The sequence below is a fragment of the Pararhodobacter sp. SW119 genome (assembly GCF_017811755.1).
GTDB lineage: Bacteria > Pseudomonadota > Alphaproteobacteria > Rhodobacterales > Rhodobacteraceae > Pararhodobacter.
In genome coordinates, this window is the sequence record NZ_JADDJF010000003.1 from 22,803 (window position 1) to 38,344 (window position 15,542).

Below are 15,542 nucleotides of genomic sequence, written 5' to 3' on the forward strand. Positions count from 1 at the left end.
CTGCACGCCGGGACCCCCGGGGTCTCGCCTGCCCGCCAGACCCCGCAACGGAGGTCTGATCATGAACCAGCGTCCCGCCTATTTCCGCTTCCATCAGGGCCCGCGGACCCTGCCCTTCACGCCTGCCGAATACGACACCCGCCTCGCCGGCCTGCGCCGCGCCATGGCCGAGGCCGGCGTCGAGGTCGCGCTCTTCACCTCGATGCAGAACATTGCCTACTACGCGGGCTTCCTCTATTGCGCCTTCGGTCGGCCCTACGGGCTGGTCGTCACCCCGTCCGACAGCGTCACGATCAGCGCCAATATCGACGGCGCACAGCCCTGGCGCCGGGGCCATGGCGACAACCTGACCTACACCGACTGGGCGCGCGACAACTTCTGGCGCGCGGTGGCGCATGTCGCCGGGAGCGGCCGGGCGGTGGGGTTCGAATGCGATCACCTGACACTGCAGCAATCCGCGAAGCTCGACGCCTTCCTGGCGCCGCGGGCGCGGATCGACCTCGCCCCGGCGACCATGCGCCAGCGGATGTTCAAGTCGCCGGCGGAACTGGCGCTGATCCGCGCCGGCGCGGCGGTGGCCGACCTCGGCGGCTACGCCATCCGCGAAGCCGTGCGCGAGGGCGCGCGCGAGATCGACGTGGCGATGGCGGGCCGCGACGCGATGGAGCGGGAAATCGCCCGCCGCTTCCCCAAGGCCGAGTACCGCGATACCTGGGTCTGGTTCCAGTCCGGCCTCAACACCGACGGCGCACACAACCCGGTCACGGCGCGCAGGTTGCACGTGGGCGACATCCTCAGCCTCAACACCTTCCCGATGATCTCGGGCTACTACACCGCGCTCGAACGCACGATGTTCCTGCGCGAGGTTGACGACGCCTCGCTCGCCCTCTGGCAGGCGAATGTGGCGGCGCATGAATACGGCATGAGCCTGCTGAAACCCGGCGCCAGCTGCGGCGAGGTGACGGCGAAGATCAACGCCCATCTGGCCGAACGCGACCTGCTGCAGTACCGCAGTTTCGGCTACGGCCATTCCTTCGGGATCCTGAGCCACTACTACGGGCGCGAGGCGGGGCTGGAGCTGCGCGAGGATATCGAGACGGTGCTGCAGCCCGGCATGGTCATCTCGATGGAGCCGATGCTGACCGTCCCGCAGGGCCAGCCCGGCGCCGGCGGCTACCGCGAGCATGACATCCTGATCGTGTCCGAGACCGGGGCCGAGAACATCACCGGCTATCCCTACGGCCCGGAATTCAACGTCGTGGGTTGAGGATCCGGGCCAGACCCCCCGCGTGAAACCATGATCGTGCGTAGCGAATTGACCGGTGTCGGGCGCCGGCCTACGCTTCTTCCCGGCGCCACGCGCCAGGCACAGCCAAGGAGTTTCACGATGCGCGATTTCTTCATTCGGTCTTTTGAGGTGATTGTCGGCCTTCTGGTCATCGTCATGTCGGTCGGGGTCCTCATCGCCGGTCTGGCGGCGATGGCGGGCGCCGGGCAGATGATGGGCGGCCAGGGCGGGTTCTTCGCCGGCCTCGCGATCCTGGTCGTCGGCGCGCTTTATGTGCTGTTCATCGGGGGCGCGATGTATCTGGGGCTCGGCATCTACCAGAACACGCGCCGCACGGCCGACGCGCTGGAACGGCTCGCGGCCGCGCGCGACTGACCCGTCGGCCGGCACGCAACCTGCGGAAGCAGCCCCGGGGGCGCCAGCCCCGCGGCGCGAGGCCCCCTCGACGGGGGCCGAGCGCCGCCGCCCTCAGCCGGTCAACGCGCGCGCCCTCAGCCCTCGTTCAGCCGGTCCAGCCGCGCCCGGACGCTGGCCCCGTGCGCCTGCAATCCCTCGGCCTGCGCCAGCCGTTCGGCGGCCGGCCCGATGGCGGCCAGCGCCGCGGGCGTCATCCGGGCAATCGTCGTGCGCTTCATGAAGTCCGGCACCGACAACCCCGAGGAGAACCGCGCCGAGCGCGCCGTCGGCAGCACATGGTTCGGCCCGCCGACATAATCGCCGATCGCCTCGGGCGTCCAGTGACCCAGAAAGACCGCCCCGGCATGGCGAATGCGCTTCAACAACGCCTCCGGGTCGTCAACGCAAAGCTCCAGATGCTCGGGCGCCACCCGGTTCGACAGCATCGCCGCCTCTTCCAGGTCGCGCGCCAGGATCACCGCGCCGTGCGCGCGCCAGCTCGCCCCGGCGATCGCGCGCCGCTCCAGTCGCGCAAGCTGGCGCTCCACCGCCTCGGCCACGGCGCGGGCCTCCGCCTCCGAGGTCGTGATCAGGATCGACTGCGCGCTCTCATCGTGCTCAGCTTGGCTCAGCAGGTCCAGCGCGATCCAGTCGGCCTCCCCGCTCCCGTCGCCGATCACCAGGATCTCGGACGGCCCGGCGATCATGTCAATTCCCACGCGCCCGAACGCCCGCCGCTTGGCCGCCGCGACGAAGGCGTTGCCCGGCCCGGTGATCTTGTCGACCGGCGCCACGCTTTCGGTCCCGTAGGCCAGCGCGGCGATCGCCTGCGCCCCGCCGATCCGGTAGATGGTTTCCACGCCGCAGATGCGCGCCGCCAGCACCACCAGCGGATTGATCCTTCCCTCGGGCATCGGCGCGCAGACCACCAGCCGCTCGACCCCCGCGACCTGCGCCGGGATCGCGTTCATCAGGACCGAGGACGGATAGCTCGCCTGCCCCCCCGGCACATAAAGCCCGGCCGAGGCGACCGCCGTCCAGTACCAGCCCAACGTCGCGCCCTCGGGGTCGGTCCAGCGCGCGTCCTGGGGCTGCTGGCGGACGTGGTAGGCGCGGATGCGCTCCGCCGCGGTTTCCAGCGCGGCGCGATCTTGCGGCGCGACCGCGGCGCAGGCCGCGTCGATTTCCGGCGCGGACAGCGCCAGCGTCTCGGGCGTCAGTTGCAGCCGGTCGAAGCGCGCGGTCAACTCGATCAGCGCGGCGTCGCCGCGGGCGCGGACATCGGCGATGATCCCGGCCACGGCATCGTCGACATCCTGCGCCTCCTCGCGCTTGGCGCCCAGCAGATGCGCGAAGTCAGCCTCGAACCCCGACTCGCGGGTGGAAAGGAAGCGGGGCATCCGGTGTCCTTCAGTCGATCGGGTGATCCGGGGCGCGGCGCGACGGCGCCACATAGGGGCGCGTCACATCGCACAGCTGAACCTCGAGGCATTCGACATCCAGCGAGATCGCCCCGTCGCCCGAAAACACCAGAAGGATGCGACCCGGCCCCGCAGGCACCTTGGTTTCCGCAGGCGCATCGGCCTCCGCAGCCGCATCGGTCTCCGCCGGCGTATCGGGCACGTCCGGCGCGGGCTCCCAGCGCAGGGCCAGCAGGGACAGGACGGTATCGGCATCCCGCTCCGACAGGCCCTGATGGCGCACGGTGCGCACATCCGCGAAATCAAGGATCGCGCGCGCCCGCTCGAACCCGGTGCCGCGGGCTTCGGCCTTGGGTCGATCCTCCCAGCGGAAGCGGTTGAGCAGAAGCGAGAAGCGCCGCTGCTGCGCATCATAGCGCAGATCGACGCCGGTCAGCACCGCATCCTGCACCAGCGCCGAGATCACCTGCAGATCGTCGGCATCGCGCGCGATCAGCCTGAGCGGCCGCTCCTGTCCCTCCTCGAAGGTCGCATCAGTCATCGCGCCGGTTCTCCTGACCGTCAGAATTTCTCTGGGCCTCTGCGGCGCGCGCCCGCGCCTGTTCCTTGCGGCGGGCGAGGTTGGCCTTCAACGCCGTCTTGAGCCGCGCCGCGCGCCCCGTCGCCTCGGATCGGGTCGAGGGTTTGCGCCGACGGTCTTCGGGATCGGTTGCACTCATGCCCGCTGTCTTAGCGCAGGCGCACCAGAGCGTCCAGATTGCGCTTGCGCCCTCATGCGTTTGCGTCTATCCACCCGCCGCAAGCGGCTGCCGTAGCTCAGTGGTAGAGCACTCCCTTGGTAAGGGAGAGGCCGTGAGTTCAATCCTCACCGGCAGCACCATCTTACCGGAAGTCTCCGACCGGATGCGCGTGATGCGTTCAACGCGTCGGCGGCGACCTCCCGCGCAAGCGTTCCGCACCAATCAAACGAACCGGGATGAGAGCCGCCTTGCGCCGCGCGTTTTGGCGGGCCCGGCCGTGAAGCGCGCTGATCCGGCCGAAAGTCATACCAGATATGGTATACCGCGCTCCGCCGATCACAAAACGGCCCGAAAATCGTGCAAAATTCATCGGCCTCAAAACGACGTTTTTTTTCACTTTCGCCGCCGAAATCGTCGTTTCATTTCATCTTCGGGGCAAGATCCTGAAAAATTCGACGATTTGCGCGCGCGAGGGCGGGGTTGCGCAAGCTTGCGCACCTTCCCGGCCGCGGCAGGGGTCCGCCGCGCGCCCGATCAACCGGCGGCGGCCAGTTGGCGGCCGGCACAGAAGCAGGAAACCTCGACCGGCAGGTCGGACCGGGCAGCGGCCAGATCAAGGCGCTGCCGCAGCAGCCGGGCCTCGGCCGTACCGGTTTCGCCGCGCCGGGTCAGGCACGCCACTAGGCCGCGCAGCGACCAGAGGTTGTCGGGATGGATCTGCGCCCGCGTGAGCGTGCCGCCGATGCCCAGATCCTCGCGATAGACCGACTCGGCCTCCTCGACCCGTCCCTGCTCCAGCAGCAGCGCCCCCAGCGCGTGCCGCACCGGCTGCATCCAGCCCCAAGGCTCGTCATAGGGCAACCAATCCTCGCGCGCCACGGCCTCGAGCAGGTCGGCGAAGGCCGCCGGGTAATCGCCCTTCCGATAGGCGATCTCGCCCGAAAGCATCTTCTCGGCCACCGCCAGCAGGTCCACGCAGCGATTGTTGTGCAGAAGGCGCGTCTCCGGCACGCGCGCCACGGCGGCATGGAACGCCGCCTGCTCGGCCTCGGCGTCCTCCACCTGCCCCAACGCGGCATGGGCGACGCCCTTCGCGTAATGCATCGTCGCGACGAGGTTTCGGTAGAGGTCGGGATCGTCGGGCATCGGCTGGGCGATGATCTCCTGCCAGCGGCCGAAACGGATGAGCACGTGCTGCTTCACCGCGATGTAGCTTTCGAAATAGTCGGCCATCGGCGGCGAGGGGATGCGCAGAAAATCTTCCGGCATGGTCGCGATCAGTTCCTCGGCGGCAGCCAGTGCCGGGGCGAACTGCCCCAGGAACATCGCCCCGTAGACCGCGAAATGGTAGTCGTGCACCCGGTAGCCGGTGTAGATGTTCATTACCCCGGCATGGGTCAGGAACTTCCGGTCCGCCTCGATCGCCTTCTGGTTCCAGTGCAGCGCGTCGCGGTAGTGCCCGCAAAGGATGTCGACATGGGTCGGCATGTGCACCAGATGGCCGGCATCGGGCACCAGTTCGCGCAACCGATCCGCCACCTTCAGCGCCGTTTCCGGAAACGGCGACATCTCCATCAGGTGAACGTAGAGGTGCAGCAGACCCGGGTGATCCATCGCGCCCGGGATCCGGTCGAAAGCCTCCTCCAGCACGTGCCGCGCCTCGGCCGTGTCCGCGCCCGGGGCGGGCTCGCCACTGCGCAGGTCCCACATCCGCCAGGGGGTACGGTTCATCATCGCCTCGACAAAGACGGTCACGATCTCGGGGTCCTGGGGGTGGGCGCGGCAGGCTTTCCGCATGGCATCGGCGAAGGCGTCGTTCCAGACGCTCATGTCCTCGATCGGCTCGGCCTGCGGATAGCGTGCCGGCAAGGCCGCGATCAACGCGCGCTCGGCCGGGCTGACCCGGTCGGACAATTCAAGGGCAGCCTCGGTCGCCTCGCGCGCGCGGGCCAGCGCGGCGGCGCGGCCGGCGGCATCAAATAGCTCCCACGGCATGTTGTAGTTGGGTCCGGCGGCATAGGCGACGCCCCACTGCGCCATCGCGCAACCGGGGTCGGCGGCCAGCGCCTTCTCGAAACAGGCGATGGCTTCCTCGTGGTTGTAGCCGTAGCACCAGACCAGGCCGCGGTCGAACCAGAGCTGCGCCTCGGCAGAGCGAGTGGTGACCGCGCGCGAATGGGTTCCCAGGTTGAAGTATTCCATGATCTTCTCCTGCGGCGGTGGCGATAAGGTGCGCTGTCCAGCATGGCCCCGACTCGGCCTCGCCGTCCAGCAGGACCGCCCTTCCATGCAGGATTTATTGCCGCGCGCCGCGTCCGCGCTTTGACGACGCTTGACTCGATGCGCGTTCTCATCCAGATATAAACTGAAACATGAACCATGTGTCATGTTTTTGTCAGGGAGGACATCATGAAACTGAAACTCGCCACTGCGGCGACGCTGGCGCTCGTTCTCGGCCTGCCCGCGGCCGCCGAAATCCGCATCGCGCATGTCTACGACCGCACCGGCGCGCTCGAGGCCTATGCCGCGCAGACCCAGGTCGGCCTGATGCTGGGCATCGAATACGCGACCGAGGGCACATTCGAGATCGACGGCGAACCGATTCGCGTGATCGAGAAGGACAGCCAGCTGCGCCCCGATCTGGGCCGCGCCCTTCTGGCCGAAGCCTTCGGCGACGACGACGCGCATATCGCCGTTGGCCCCACCTCCTCGGGCGTGGCGCTGGCGATGCTGCCGGTCGCCGAGGAGTTCGAGCGCATCCTGATCGTCGAGCCTGCGGTCGCCGACTCGATCACCGGCAGCGAATGGAACCGCTACATCTTCCGCACCGGGCGGAACTCCAGCCAGGATGCCATCTCGAACGCGGTGGCACTGGGTCAGGAGGGCGTGATCATCGCCACTCTGGCGCAGGACTATGCCTTCGGCCGCGACGGCATCGCCGCCTTCCGCGAGGCGCTGGCCGACACGCCGGCGCAACTGGTGCACGAGGAATACGTGCCCACCGACACGACCGATTTCACCGCCGCGGCCGAACGCATCTTCAACGCGCTTGACGCGCATGACGGCGACAAGCGGCTCTTCGTGATCTGGGCGGGCGGCGGCAACCCGATGGGCCGCATCCAGGCGATGAACCCCGAACGCCGCGGAGTCAGCCTGGCGACCGGCGGCAACATCCTGCCGGCGATGGCCGCCTACAAGGACTTCCCGGGCATGGAGGGGGCGACCTACTACTACTACGAGATTCCGCAGAACCCGGTAAACGAATGGCTGGTCGAGCAGCATTTCGACCGCTATGGCACGCCACCCGACTTCTTCACCGCCGGCGGTATGGCCGCGGGCCTGGCCGTGGTCGAGGCGATCCGCGCCGCCGGTGGCGCCGACGATACCGAGGCGCTGATCGCGGCGATGGAAGGCATGGAATGGGAAACGCCGAAGGGCACCATGCGCTTCCGCGCGGAGGATCATCAGGCGATGCAGTCGATGTATCACTTCCGCATCCGGGTCGAGGATGACGTGGACTGGGGCATTCCCGACCTGGTGCGCGAACTCGGCCTCGACGACATGGATATCCCGATCCGCAACCAGCAGTGACCGGCGCGGGGGCGCGGACGACCGCGCCCCCCGTCACCAACGGCTTCTGCCGCGCGCCCCGGCGCGAGCGGCCGGGCTCTCTGCATCCCCCAGCGAGGACGCCATGACCGGACCCTCCCTCGAAACCCGCGACCTGACGGTGCGCTTTGGCGGCCATGTCGCGGTCGATCACGTCAGCGCGGCCTTTCATCCCGGCGAACTGACCGCAATCGTCGGCCCCAACGGCGCCGGCAAGACGACCTGGTTCAACCTGATCTCGGGCCAGATCCCGGCGAGCGGGGGCAAGGTCCTGCTCAAGGGCGAGGACATCACCCGCCTTTCCGTCGCGGCCCGCACCGACCGCGGCATCGGCCGCGCGTTCCAGCTGACCAACCTCTTTCCGAAACTCACGGTGCTCGAAAACGTGCGCCTGGTCATTCAGGCCCGCGCCCGGCGTGGCTTCAACATGTGGACCGTGGCGATGGGCCACCGCGACATGATCGAGGCCGCCGAGCGCATCCTGGAGCGTGTCCGCCTGCAGCACCTGGCGAACCAGCCGGTGAACACCCTGCCCCACGGCGACCAGCGCAAGCTGGAGGTCGCGACGCTGATCGCGATGCAGCCCGAGGTCTTCATGTTCGACGAACCCACCGCCGGCTTGTCGCTGGACGAGGCCCCGGTAATCCTGGAACTGATCGCCGAGATCAAGCGCGACCCCGGCGCGACGGTACTTCTGGTCGAGCACAAGATGGACGTGATCCGCTCGCTCGCCGACCGGATCATCGTGCTGCACAACGGCGCGCTCGTGGCCGATGGCCCCCCTGCCGAGGTGATGGCGTCCGCCGTCGTCAAGGAAGCCTATCTGGGCGGGGAACTGGAAGATGTATGAGCCGATCCTGACGCTCTCGGGCGTGCATACCGACATCGCCCAGTACCAGATCCTGCACGGCATCGACCTGACGGTGCCGCGCGGGCAGGTGACGATGCTTCTGGGCCGTAACGGCGCCGGCAAGACCACGACCCTGCGCACGATCATGGGGCTCTGGCCGCCGCGCGCCGGCCAGATCACCTTCGACGGGGCGGCGATCAGCGGGCTGCCGCCCCCTGCCATCGCCCGCCGCGGCATCGGCTTCGTGCCCGAGGACATGGGCATCTTCGCCGATCTCACGGTCGAGGAGAACCTGATCCTCGCCGCGGTCTCGGGCCCGATCACGCGCGACCGGCTGGACTGGGTCTTTGCCGCTTTCCCCGCCCTCGCCACCTTCTGGAAGATGCCCGCGGGTAACCTCTCGGGCGGGCAGAAGCAGATGCTCGCCATCGCGCGCGCCGTGATCGAGAAGCGCGGCCTCTATCTGATCGACGAGCCGTCGAAGGGCCTTGCCCCCGCGATCGTCGCCACCATGGCCCGCGCGCTGAAGGACCTGAAGCGCGACGGCGCGACGATCCTGATGGTCGAGCAGAACTTCGCCTTGGCCCGCGCGCTTGGCGATCAGGCCGCGGTGATGGAGGACGGCCGCATAATCTGGACCGGCGCCATGGCGGAACTGGCCGCCGACGCCCAGCTGCAAGAACGCCTGATGGGCCTGAAGATGGAGTCCGCATGACCCTCGCCCCCGAACACGCGCCGCGCATGGCCAAGCTCTCGCTGGCCGAGCGGCTGGAACCGTGGATGCCGCTTCTGCTGGTCCCGGCGCTGATCCTCGCGGGATACCTCGCCATCGCCTCGCCCACCTCCTGGCTGACGCTGACCGTCTCGGGCCTCGCGATGGGGATGATGATCTTCGTCATTGCCAGCGGCATGACCCTGGTCTTCGGCCTGATGGACGTGATCAACTTCGGCCACGGCGCGTTCGTGTCCTTCGGCGCCTTCGTCGGCGTCTCGGTCCTGCTGATGCTCGCGCACATGACCGGCGCGCCGTCGCTGATGCTCAACCTCGCGGCCTTCGCGCTGGCGGTGCTGGCGGCGATGGCGGTGACCGGCGCGATGGGCTTCGCCTTCGAGCGGGTGATCGTGCGGCCGGTCTACGGCAGCCACCTCAAGCAGATCCTCGTCACCATGGGCGGGCTGATCGTGGCCGAGCAGCTGATCCACGTCATCTGGGGCGGCGAGGAGATCTTCATCGGCCGCCCCGAGATGCTGAAAGGCTCCATCGAGATCTTCGGCGCCACGCTCGAACGCTATCGCCTGGTCGCCGTTGGCATCGGCTTCGTGCTGTTCCTCGGCATGCGCGCCGTGCTGCGCGGCACCAAGATCGGACTGATCGTGCGCGCCGGCGTGGAAAACCCCGAGATGGTGCAGGCCATGGGCTACCACATCCGCCGCGTCTTCGTGCTGGTCTTCGTCGCCGGCTCGGCGCTCGCCGGCCTCGGCGGCGTCATGTGGGGCCTCTATCAGGAGATGATCACCGCCCACATGGGCATGGAGATCATGATCCTCGTCTTCATCGTCGTCATCATCGGCGGCCTCGGCTCGGTCGAGGGGTGCTTCATCGGCGCGCTGCTCGTCGGTCTGATGCAGAACTACACGGCCTTTCTGGAACCGAAACTGGCGCTGGTGTCGAACATCGCGCTGATGGTCGCCATCCTGATGTGGCGCCCGCAGGGCATGATGCCCGTGATCAAGGCGAAATGAGATGACCTGCCCCACCCGCTTCATCTGTCCCCAAATATCCCGGGGGGGTCCCCGCCTTGGCGGGGACGGGGGCAGCGCCCCCACCGCCCGCCGCCCCCAAAGACAAGAGGCCTGACATGGTGCGCCTTCTCCTCTCCGGCGACCGGCCGCAAAGCGTGCTCCTCGGTGCGCTGCTGCTAACCATCCTGGTCTGCCTCGCCTTCGCGCCCTTCCTGTTCCCCGGCACCCGCAGCCTGGAGACCGCGGCGCGGATCTGCATCTTCATCGTGCTGGTGGCCAGCTACGACCTGCTGCTGGGTTATGCCGGGATCGTCAGCTTCGCGCATACGATGTTCTTCGGCATGGGGGCCTACGGGGTCGCCATCGCCACCCAGCGCATGGGCACGGGTTATGATGCCCTGGCCGTCGGCACCGCCGCCGGCGCCGGGCTCGCCGCGGTTTTCGCCTTTCTGATCGCGCTCTTCTCGCTGCGGGTCCGGGCGATCTTTTTCGCCATGATCACGCTCGCCGTCGCCTCTGCCGTGGCGGTCCTTGTCAGCCAGCTTTCCGCCATCACGGGCGGCGAGGACGGCATGAACATCCGCATCCCGCGCGAGCTGACGCCCGCCTTCCGCCCCTTCGACGGCCCCGTCCTGGGTCTCAACGTCAACGGACGGGTGCTCAACTACTACCTCGTCTTCGTCAGCTGCCTCGTGCTCTTCCTGCTGATGCTGCGCATCGTCAACTCGCCCTTCGGCCGCGTCCTGCAGGCGATCCGCGAAAACGCCTTCCGGGCCGAGGCGATCGGCTACCGAGTCGTCTTCTACCGCGCCGCAGCGACGGTGATCTCGGCCGTCGTCGCTTCGCTGGCCGGCGCGATCTTCGCAATCTGGCTGCGCTATGTCGGACCCGCAACCACGCTGGGGGTCGAGATCATGCTGGATATCCTGCTGATTGTGGTCATCGGCGGCATGGGCACGATGTACGGCGCCGTCGTCGGCACGGCAGCCTTCGTGCTGGCGCAGAACTACCTGCGCGACTGGATGGGCGGCGCGTCCGAGGCGACCTCGTTCCTGCCCTTGGTGCCGGACCTGCTGAACCCCGACCGCTGGCTGATGTGGCTGGGGATCCTGTTCATCCTCTCGGTCTACTTCTTCCCGACCGGCATGGTCGGGCGGCTGCGCGGGGTGCGCTGACCGTGGGCGTTCATCTGCACCGTGCAGGCACCGGCCCCCCGATCGTCTTCCTGCATGGCTGGACGATGACGGGCGACATCTTCGCCCCGGCCTTCGCGCGCCTGTCGGACCGCTTCACCTGCCTCGCCCCCGACCTGCCCGGCCACGGGGCGACCACGGGCTTTCCCGCGACGGTTGCGGGCGGCGCCGAAATGCTCGGCGATCTGCTCTCAGACCTCAAGGACGCCACGCTCGTCGGCTGGTCGCTGGGCGCGCTGATCGCCTGGTCGTGCCTCGATGCGGGACGCGCCGGGCCCGTCCGCGCGATGGTCAGCCTGGACATGAGCCCGCGCCCCCTGCCCGCCCCCGACTGGGACCTGGGTCTGCGCGGCCAGACCGCCGCGGAGGCGCGCGCCAAGACCGACTGGTTCCGCAGCGACTGGCCCGCCGCCGCCAGCGCCATCGCCCACACCATGTTCGCCAGCGCCGACGGCGCCCCGGCGCTGTCCGTCGCGCAGGCACAGGCCCGCATCGCCGCGCAGAACCCCGGCACCATGGCCGACTTCTGGGCCTCGCTGGTCGAGGTCGATCTGCGCCCTGCCATCGCCCGCCTGCCGGTGCCGCTCCTGGCGATCCACGGCGCCGAGAGCCGCGTCTACCCGCCCGCGACCGCGCATTGGCTCGCCACCACCGCCCCCCGCGGACAGGCCCTGGTCTTACCCGGCGCCGGCCACGCCCCGCACCTGGAAGCCCCCGATCAGGTCTGCGCCGCCATCGCGCGCTTCGCCACCCGTCCGGAGGCCGGCTGATGGAGAAGGCCGCCGTCCACCGCCCCCGCACCCGCCGCGGCCGCGAAACCCGCGCCGCGATCCTGCGCGCGGCCGAGGAGGTGATCGGCGCGCAGGGCTACGCGGCGGCAGCCATTTCCGACATCACCCGCACCGCCGGCATCGCGCAGGGCACGTTCTACATCTATTTCGACGGCAAGGAGCATGTCTTCCGCGAACTCGTCACCGAAATGGGCCGCCTGACCCGCAAGACCCTTTCCGACGCCGTCGCCGGCGCCCCCGACCGGCTGAGTGCCGAACGCCTCGGCCTTCGCGCCTTCCTCGAGATTGCCGCCACCCGCCCGACGCTCTACAACATCGTCGAGGAAGCGCGCTTCGTCGCGCCCGAGGCCTACCACGCCTATTTCACCGCCTTCGCCCGCAACTACGCCCGCAACCTCGCCGCCGCCGCGGTCGAGGGCGAGATCCGCCCCGGCAATGCCGAGATCCGCGCCTGGGCCCTGATGGGCATGGCCGTGACCCTGGGCGAGCGCTACATGACCGCCCCGCCCGCGACCCGCGACGCCATCGTGGTCGAGGTCTTCGACATGATCGAGCGGGGCCTGAAACCATGAACGCGGTGCTTTTCGACCAGCGCGACGGCGTGGCGGTCCTCACGCTCAACCGCCCCGACCGCAGCAACGCGCTGACCGACGATCTGCTCGACGCGCTCCATACCGCGCTCGACCGGCTGAACGACCCGCGCGCCCTGGTCCTGCGCGGCGCGGGGCGGCATTTCTCGACCGGCGGCGATGTCGCACGCTTCGCGGCCGAGGTCGCGGCAGGGACCGGACGCGCCTATGCCGACCACGTCGTCGGCGGCCTCAACCGCGCGATCCTGCGGCTGGCGGCGCTGCCCTGTCCGGTGATCGCGCAGGTGAAGGGCGCGCTGACCGGCGGCGCGCTGGGTCTGGTGCTGGCCGCCGATCTGGTGGCGATGGACCGCACGGCCTTCATCCAGCCCTATTATGTCCGGGTCGGCTTTGCCCCCGATGGCGGCTGGACCGCGATGCTGCCCGCCCGCATCGGCGCGGCCCGCGCGCGCGCGATCCAGCTTCTGAACACGCGCCTCTCGGCGGCGGAGGCGTTGCAGCTGAACCTTGCCCAGTCCGTCAGCGACGATCCGGGCGCGGTGGTGGATACCTGGCTAGCCCAGCTTGAAGGTAAAGATGCCGGCGCCATGGCCGCAACCAAACGCCTGCTCGCGCCCGCCGACCTCGAAGCCGGGCTCGAGGCCGAGCGCCGCGCCTTCCTCGCGCGGATCGAAACCCCGGAAGTCCGCGCCGGAATGCAACGATTTCTCGACACAATCAAGCACCCCGCCCAGCCATGACCCGCGCCCCCGACCTTGCCGCCCGCCGGGCGGAACTGACGCCCGACGCCCCCGCCTTCACCGACGCCGCCACCGGCCGGACCTGGACCTTCGCCGAAATCGACGCGGAAGCCGCTGCCCTTGCCCGCTTCCTGCGCGCCGAGGGGCACGCACCGGGCGATCGCCTCGCCATCCTCTGCCTCAACCGGGTGGAGTTCTTCGTAGCGCTTTTCGCCTGCCGAAAGGCCGGGCTGATCCTCTGCCCGCTCAACTGGCGCCAGCCGGTGGCCGAGTTGACGCCGATCCTGCAAAGCGTCGGCTGCTCGGCCCTCCTCCACGATGCCGATCACGTCGGCATTGCCGCCGAACTCGGCCTACCCTGCATCCCCATGGCGCCCGAGGGGGGCTTCAACAGGGACGGTCCTGAATTCACCCCGGTCGATCTGGACGATGACGCGCCGTGGTACCTGCTCTTCACCTCCGGCACGACCGGCCTGCCCAAGGCGGTGATCCAGACCCCGCGCATGGCGATGGCGAATGCGGTCAATATCGCGCAGTTCCTGGGCCTGTCGGCCGCCGACCGCTCGGTCTGCTTCCTGCCGCTGTTCCACACGGCGGGCATCAACCTCTTCACGCTGCCGGTCTTCCTCTGGGGCGGGCACAGCCACTTGCTGCCGAAATTCGCGTCCGACGATCTCTTCGACCTGATCGCCGAAGGGCGGATCACGCAGTTCTTCGGCGTCCCGGCGATCTATCAGGCGTTCAGCCTGCATCCCCGGATCGACGCCGTGGACCTCACCCGCGTGCGCGGCTACGCCTGCGGCGGCGCAGCTCTGCCGGTCGACCTGATCCGCTTCTTCGCGGATCGCGGGGCAATCATCTGCAACGGCTTCGGGATGACCGAAACCGGCCCGACCGGCTTCCTTCTGGACCGCGACCAGGCGATCGACCGGATTGGTTCGGTCGGCAAGCCGCAGATGATGACCGAGGCGCGGCTGGCGGGCGTGCCTGATGGCCAGCCCGGCGAAGGCGAACTCCTGCTCCGGGGCGCAACCGTGACACCGGGCTACTTCGGCAACCCCGAGGCCACGCGCGCCGCCTTCACCCCGGACGGCTGGCTGAAATCCGGCGATGTCGCACGGCGCGACGCGAGCGGCTGCTACAGCATCGTCGACCGGATCAAGGACATGTACATCTCGGGCGGCGAGAACGTCTATCCCGCCGAGGTCGAGCGCGTGCTGGTCACCCACCCCGACATCCTGGAAGCGGCCGTCATCGGCATGCCGGACGCCCGCTGGGGCGAGGTCGGCGCCGCCTTCCTGATCGCCCGCCCCGGCAGCACTCCGGACCTGCAAGCCCTCTCCGCCTGGTGCCGCGAACGAATGGCCGGCTACAAGGTGCCGAAGGGCTTTCACCTGCTCGACGACTTTCCCCGCACCGCCGCCGGCAAGGTGCGCAAGCCGCTGCTGCGCGAAAGGCTGACATGAAGACACTGATCCAGGCGGACTGGGTGCCGACCCAGCAGGAATTCGACGCCTTTGCGCGCGTCTCGGGCGACGACAACCCGATCCATGTCGATCCCGATTTCTCGTCCCGCACCCGGTTCGGGCGGACGGTCAGCCACGGGATGCTGATCTACACGAAGCTCTGGGCGATGGTCCGGCAGGTCCGGCCGGAGCTGCCGCACCGCCTGCAGACCCTGATGTTTCCCAACCCCGCCTTCGCCGGCGAACCCGTGACCCTGGCGGTGCAGGAGACACCGGAAGGCCATCTGGCGGTAAGCGCGACGCGCAAGGCGGACGGCATGATCCTGCTGCAAGGCACGACCGAGGGCGCGTGATGGAAATCGATCAGACAGCCCGCACCAGCCGCAGCTTCAGCCGCGACGACCTGGCGCAATTCGCCCGCATGGCCGGCGTCGCGCCCGGCGACACGGTGCCCGAACCCCTGATCGGCGCGCTCTTTTCCTACCTGCTGGGGGTCGAACTGCCGGGCTTCGGAACGAACTACCTCAAGCAGGAATTGCGCTTTCACGACTCCGCGCCGGCGGACGAGCCGTTGACCGCCGAAGTCCGCATCACCCGCCTGCGTCCGGAAAAGCACCTGGTCGATCTGGCCACCACCTGCCACGACAGCGCCGGCCGCTTGATCTGCGAAGGCAGCGCGCTGGTTCTGGTCAAGGACGTCAAGCGCTAAGGTCGC

Annotated in this window: 17 protein-coding genes and 1 tRNA gene; 14 read left to right on the forward strand and 4 right to left on the reverse strand. The window is 68.8% G+C overall.

All coding sequences use genetic code 11. From position 1 onward, the window contains the following. Window positions 1-61 precede the first annotated feature (61 nt). Both IM708_RS03080 and IM708_RS03085 read left to right on the forward strand, forming a co-directional pair. Window positions 62-1,267: a M24 family metallopeptidase gene (locus tag IM708_RS03080; protein WP_209424854.1), complete on the forward strand. Its 1,206-nt coding sequence runs from the start codon at window positions 62-64 to the stop codon at window positions 1,265-1,267. Window positions 1,268-1,387: 120 nt separating this feature from the next. Next, complete coding sequence (locus tag IM708_RS03085; RefSeq protein WP_209424855.1) at window positions 1,388-1,663, forward strand: hypothetical protein; 276 nt, start codon at window positions 1,388-1,390, stop codon at window positions 1,661-1,663. Between the two features lie 116 nt (window positions 1,664-1,779). Here the strand turns inward: IM708_RS03085 and hisD are convergent, their stop codons facing one another. Genes hisD through IM708_RS03100 form a run of 3 tightly spaced genes read right to left on the reverse strand, consistent with a single transcriptional unit; the run spans window position 1,780 to window position 3,824 of the window. Beyond that, a complete protein-coding gene (gene hisD, locus IM708_RS03090; RefSeq protein WP_209424856.1) occupies window positions 1,780-3,084 on the reverse strand; it encodes a histidinol dehydrogenase in 1,305 nt (434 codons plus the stop codon). Window positions 3,085-3,094: 10 nt separating this feature from the next. After that, the gene (locus tag IM708_RS03095) at window positions 3,095-3,646 is read right to left on the reverse strand and encodes a DUF2948 family protein (protein WP_209424857.1); all 552 of its coding nucleotides are present in this window, start codon (window positions 3,644-3,646) and stop codon (window positions 3,095-3,097) included. Continuing rightward, window positions 3,639-3,824, reverse strand: a complete 186-nt coding sequence (locus IM708_RS03100; protein ID WP_209424858.1) for a hypothetical protein — start codon at window positions 3,822-3,824, stop codon at window positions 3,639-3,641. Before IM708_RS03100 ends, IM708_RS03095 begins: the two co-directional genes overlap by 8 nt. A gap of 86 nt (window positions 3,825-3,910) precedes the next feature. On the opposite strand from IM708_RS03100, the gene IM708_RS03105 reads away from it, so the two are divergent. Continuing rightward, a tRNA-Thr gene (locus tag IM708_RS03105) sits at window positions 3,911-3,985 on the forward strand. A 394-nt stretch (window positions 3,986-4,379) separates the two neighbouring features. Here IM708_RS03105 and IM708_RS03110 read toward each other — a convergent pair. Beyond that, entirely contained in the window at window positions 4,380-6,047 is a 1,668-nt protein-coding gene (locus IM708_RS03110; RefSeq protein WP_209424859.1) for a tetratricopeptide repeat protein, read from the reverse strand. 207 nt (window positions 6,048-6,254) lie between these two features. On the opposite strand from IM708_RS03110, the gene IM708_RS03115 reads away from it, so the two are divergent. The 11 genes from IM708_RS03115 (at window position 6,255) to IM708_RS03165 (ending at window position 15,536) form a co-directional block, all read left to right on the forward strand. Further along, window positions 6,255-7,436, forward strand: coding sequence for a substrate-binding domain-containing protein (locus IM708_RS03115; protein WP_209424860.1), 1,182 nt, complete (start codon window positions 6,255-6,257; stop codon window positions 7,434-7,436). A 103-nt stretch (window positions 7,437-7,539) separates the two neighbouring features. Further along, a complete protein-coding gene (locus IM708_RS03120) occupies window positions 7,540-8,304 on the forward strand; it encodes an ABC transporter ATP-binding protein (protein WP_209424861.1) in 765 nt (254 codons plus the stop codon). Beyond that, a complete protein-coding gene (locus tag IM708_RS03125) occupies window positions 8,297-9,019 on the forward strand; it encodes an ABC transporter ATP-binding protein (protein WP_209424862.1) in 723 nt (240 codons plus the stop codon). The genes IM708_RS03120 and IM708_RS03125 overlap by 8 nt, the downstream gene beginning before the upstream one ends. Further along, the gene (locus IM708_RS03130) at window positions 9,016-10,047 is read left to right on the forward strand and encodes a branched-chain amino acid ABC transporter permease (RefSeq protein WP_209424863.1); all 1,032 of its coding nucleotides are present in this window, start codon (window positions 9,016-9,018) and stop codon (window positions 10,045-10,047) included. The genes IM708_RS03125 and IM708_RS03130 overlap by 4 nt, the downstream gene beginning before the upstream one ends. 116 nt (window positions 10,048-10,163) lie before the next feature. Next, window positions 10,164-11,222 (forward strand): branched-chain amino acid ABC transporter permease, encoded by a 1,059-nt coding sequence (locus IM708_RS03135; RefSeq protein ID WP_209424864.1) that lies wholly within the window; start codon window positions 10,164-10,166, stop codon window positions 11,220-11,222. Window positions 11,223-11,224: 2 nt separating this feature from the next. After that, complete coding sequence (locus IM708_RS03140) at window positions 11,225-12,010, forward strand: alpha/beta hydrolase (protein ID WP_209424865.1); 786 nt, start codon at window positions 11,225-11,227, stop codon at window positions 12,008-12,010. Then, window positions 12,010-12,603 carry a TetR/AcrR family transcriptional regulator gene (locus IM708_RS03145; RefSeq protein ID WP_209424866.1) on the forward strand — a complete coding sequence of 198 codons (594 nt, stop codon included), beginning with the start codon at window positions 12,010-12,012 and terminating at the stop codon, window positions 12,601-12,603. The genes IM708_RS03140 and IM708_RS03145 overlap by 1 nt, the downstream gene beginning before the upstream one ends. Next, window positions 12,600-13,361 carry an enoyl-CoA hydratase/isomerase family protein gene (locus tag IM708_RS03150; RefSeq protein WP_209424867.1) on the forward strand — a complete coding sequence of 254 codons (762 nt, stop codon included), beginning with the start codon at window positions 12,600-12,602 and terminating at the stop codon, window positions 13,359-13,361. Before IM708_RS03145 ends, IM708_RS03150 begins: the two co-directional genes overlap by 4 nt. Next, window positions 13,358-14,827, forward strand: coding sequence for an AMP-binding protein (locus tag IM708_RS03155; protein WP_209424868.1), 1,470 nt, complete (start codon window positions 13,358-13,360; stop codon window positions 14,825-14,827). Before IM708_RS03150 ends, IM708_RS03155 begins: the two co-directional genes overlap by 4 nt. Next, window positions 14,824-15,180, forward strand: coding sequence for a MaoC/PaaZ C-terminal domain-containing protein (locus tag IM708_RS03160; protein WP_209424869.1), 357 nt, complete (start codon window positions 14,824-14,826; stop codon window positions 15,178-15,180). Before IM708_RS03155 ends, IM708_RS03160 begins: the two co-directional genes overlap by 4 nt. Next, a complete protein-coding gene (locus tag IM708_RS03165; protein WP_209424870.1) occupies window positions 15,180-15,536 on the forward strand; it encodes a phosphate acetyltransferase in 357 nt (118 codons plus the stop codon). The genes IM708_RS03160 and IM708_RS03165 overlap by 1 nt, the downstream gene beginning before the upstream one ends. Window positions 15,537-15,542 lie beyond the last annotated feature (6 nt).

Bases quoted from the DNA above. Each gene is read 5' to 3' on its own strand.
- IM708_RS03155 (WP_209424868.1), top strand. From the start codon at position 13,358: ATGACCCGCGCCCCCGACCTTGCCGCCCGCCGGGCGGAACTGACGCCC.
- IM708_RS03085 (WP_209424855.1), top strand. From the start codon at position 1,388: ATGCGCGATTTCTTCATTCGGTCTTTTGAGGTGATTGTCGGCCTTCTG.
- IM708_RS03080 (WP_209424854.1), top strand. From the start codon at position 62: ATGAACCAGCGTCCCGCCTATTTCCGCTTCCATCAGGGCCCGCGGACC.
- IM708_RS03120 (WP_209424861.1), top strand. From the start codon at position 7,540: ATGACCGGACCCTCCCTCGAAACCCGCGACCTGACGGTGCGCTTTGGC.
- IM708_RS03130 (WP_209424863.1), top strand. From the start codon at position 9,016: ATGACCCTCGCCCCCGAACACGCGCCGCGCATGGCCAAGCTCTCGCTG.
- IM708_RS03145 (WP_209424866.1), top strand. From the start codon at position 12,010: ATGGAGAAGGCCGCCGTCCACCGCCCCCGCACCCGCCGCGGCCGCGAA.
- IM708_RS03165 (WP_209424870.1), top strand. From the start codon at position 15,180: ATGGAAATCGATCAGACAGCCCGCACCAGCCGCAGCTTCAGCCGCGAC.
- IM708_RS03135 (WP_209424864.1), top strand. From the start codon at position 10,164: ATGGTGCGCCTTCTCCTCTCCGGCGACCGGCCGCAAAGCGTGCTCCTC.
- IM708_RS03115 (WP_209424860.1), top strand. From the start codon at position 6,255: ATGAAACTGAAACTCGCCACTGCGGCGACGCTGGCGCTCGTTCTCGGC.
- IM708_RS03095 (WP_209424857.1), bottom strand. From the start codon at position 3,646: ATGACTGATGCGACCTTCGAGGAGGGACAGGAGCGGCCGCTCAGGCTG.
- hisD (WP_209424856.1), bottom strand. From the start codon at position 3,084: ATGCCCCGCTTCCTTTCCACCCGCGAGTCGGGGTTCGAGGCTGACTTC.
- IM708_RS03150 (WP_209424867.1), top strand. From the start codon at position 12,600: ATGAACGCGGTGCTTTTCGACCAGCGCGACGGCGTGGCGGTCCTCACG.
- IM708_RS03160 (WP_209424869.1), top strand. From the start codon at position 14,824: ATGAAGACACTGATCCAGGCGGACTGGGTGCCGACCCAGCAGGAATTC.
- IM708_RS03125 (WP_209424862.1), top strand. From the start codon at position 8,297: ATGTATGAGCCGATCCTGACGCTCTCGGGCGTGCATACCGACATCGCC.
- IM708_RS03110 (WP_209424859.1), bottom strand. From the start codon at position 6,047: ATGGAATACTTCAACCTGGGAACCCATTCGCGCGCGGTCACCACTCGC.
- IM708_RS03100 (WP_209424858.1), bottom strand. From the start codon at position 3,824: ATGAGTGCAACCGATCCCGAAGACCGTCGGCGCAAACCCTCGACCCGA.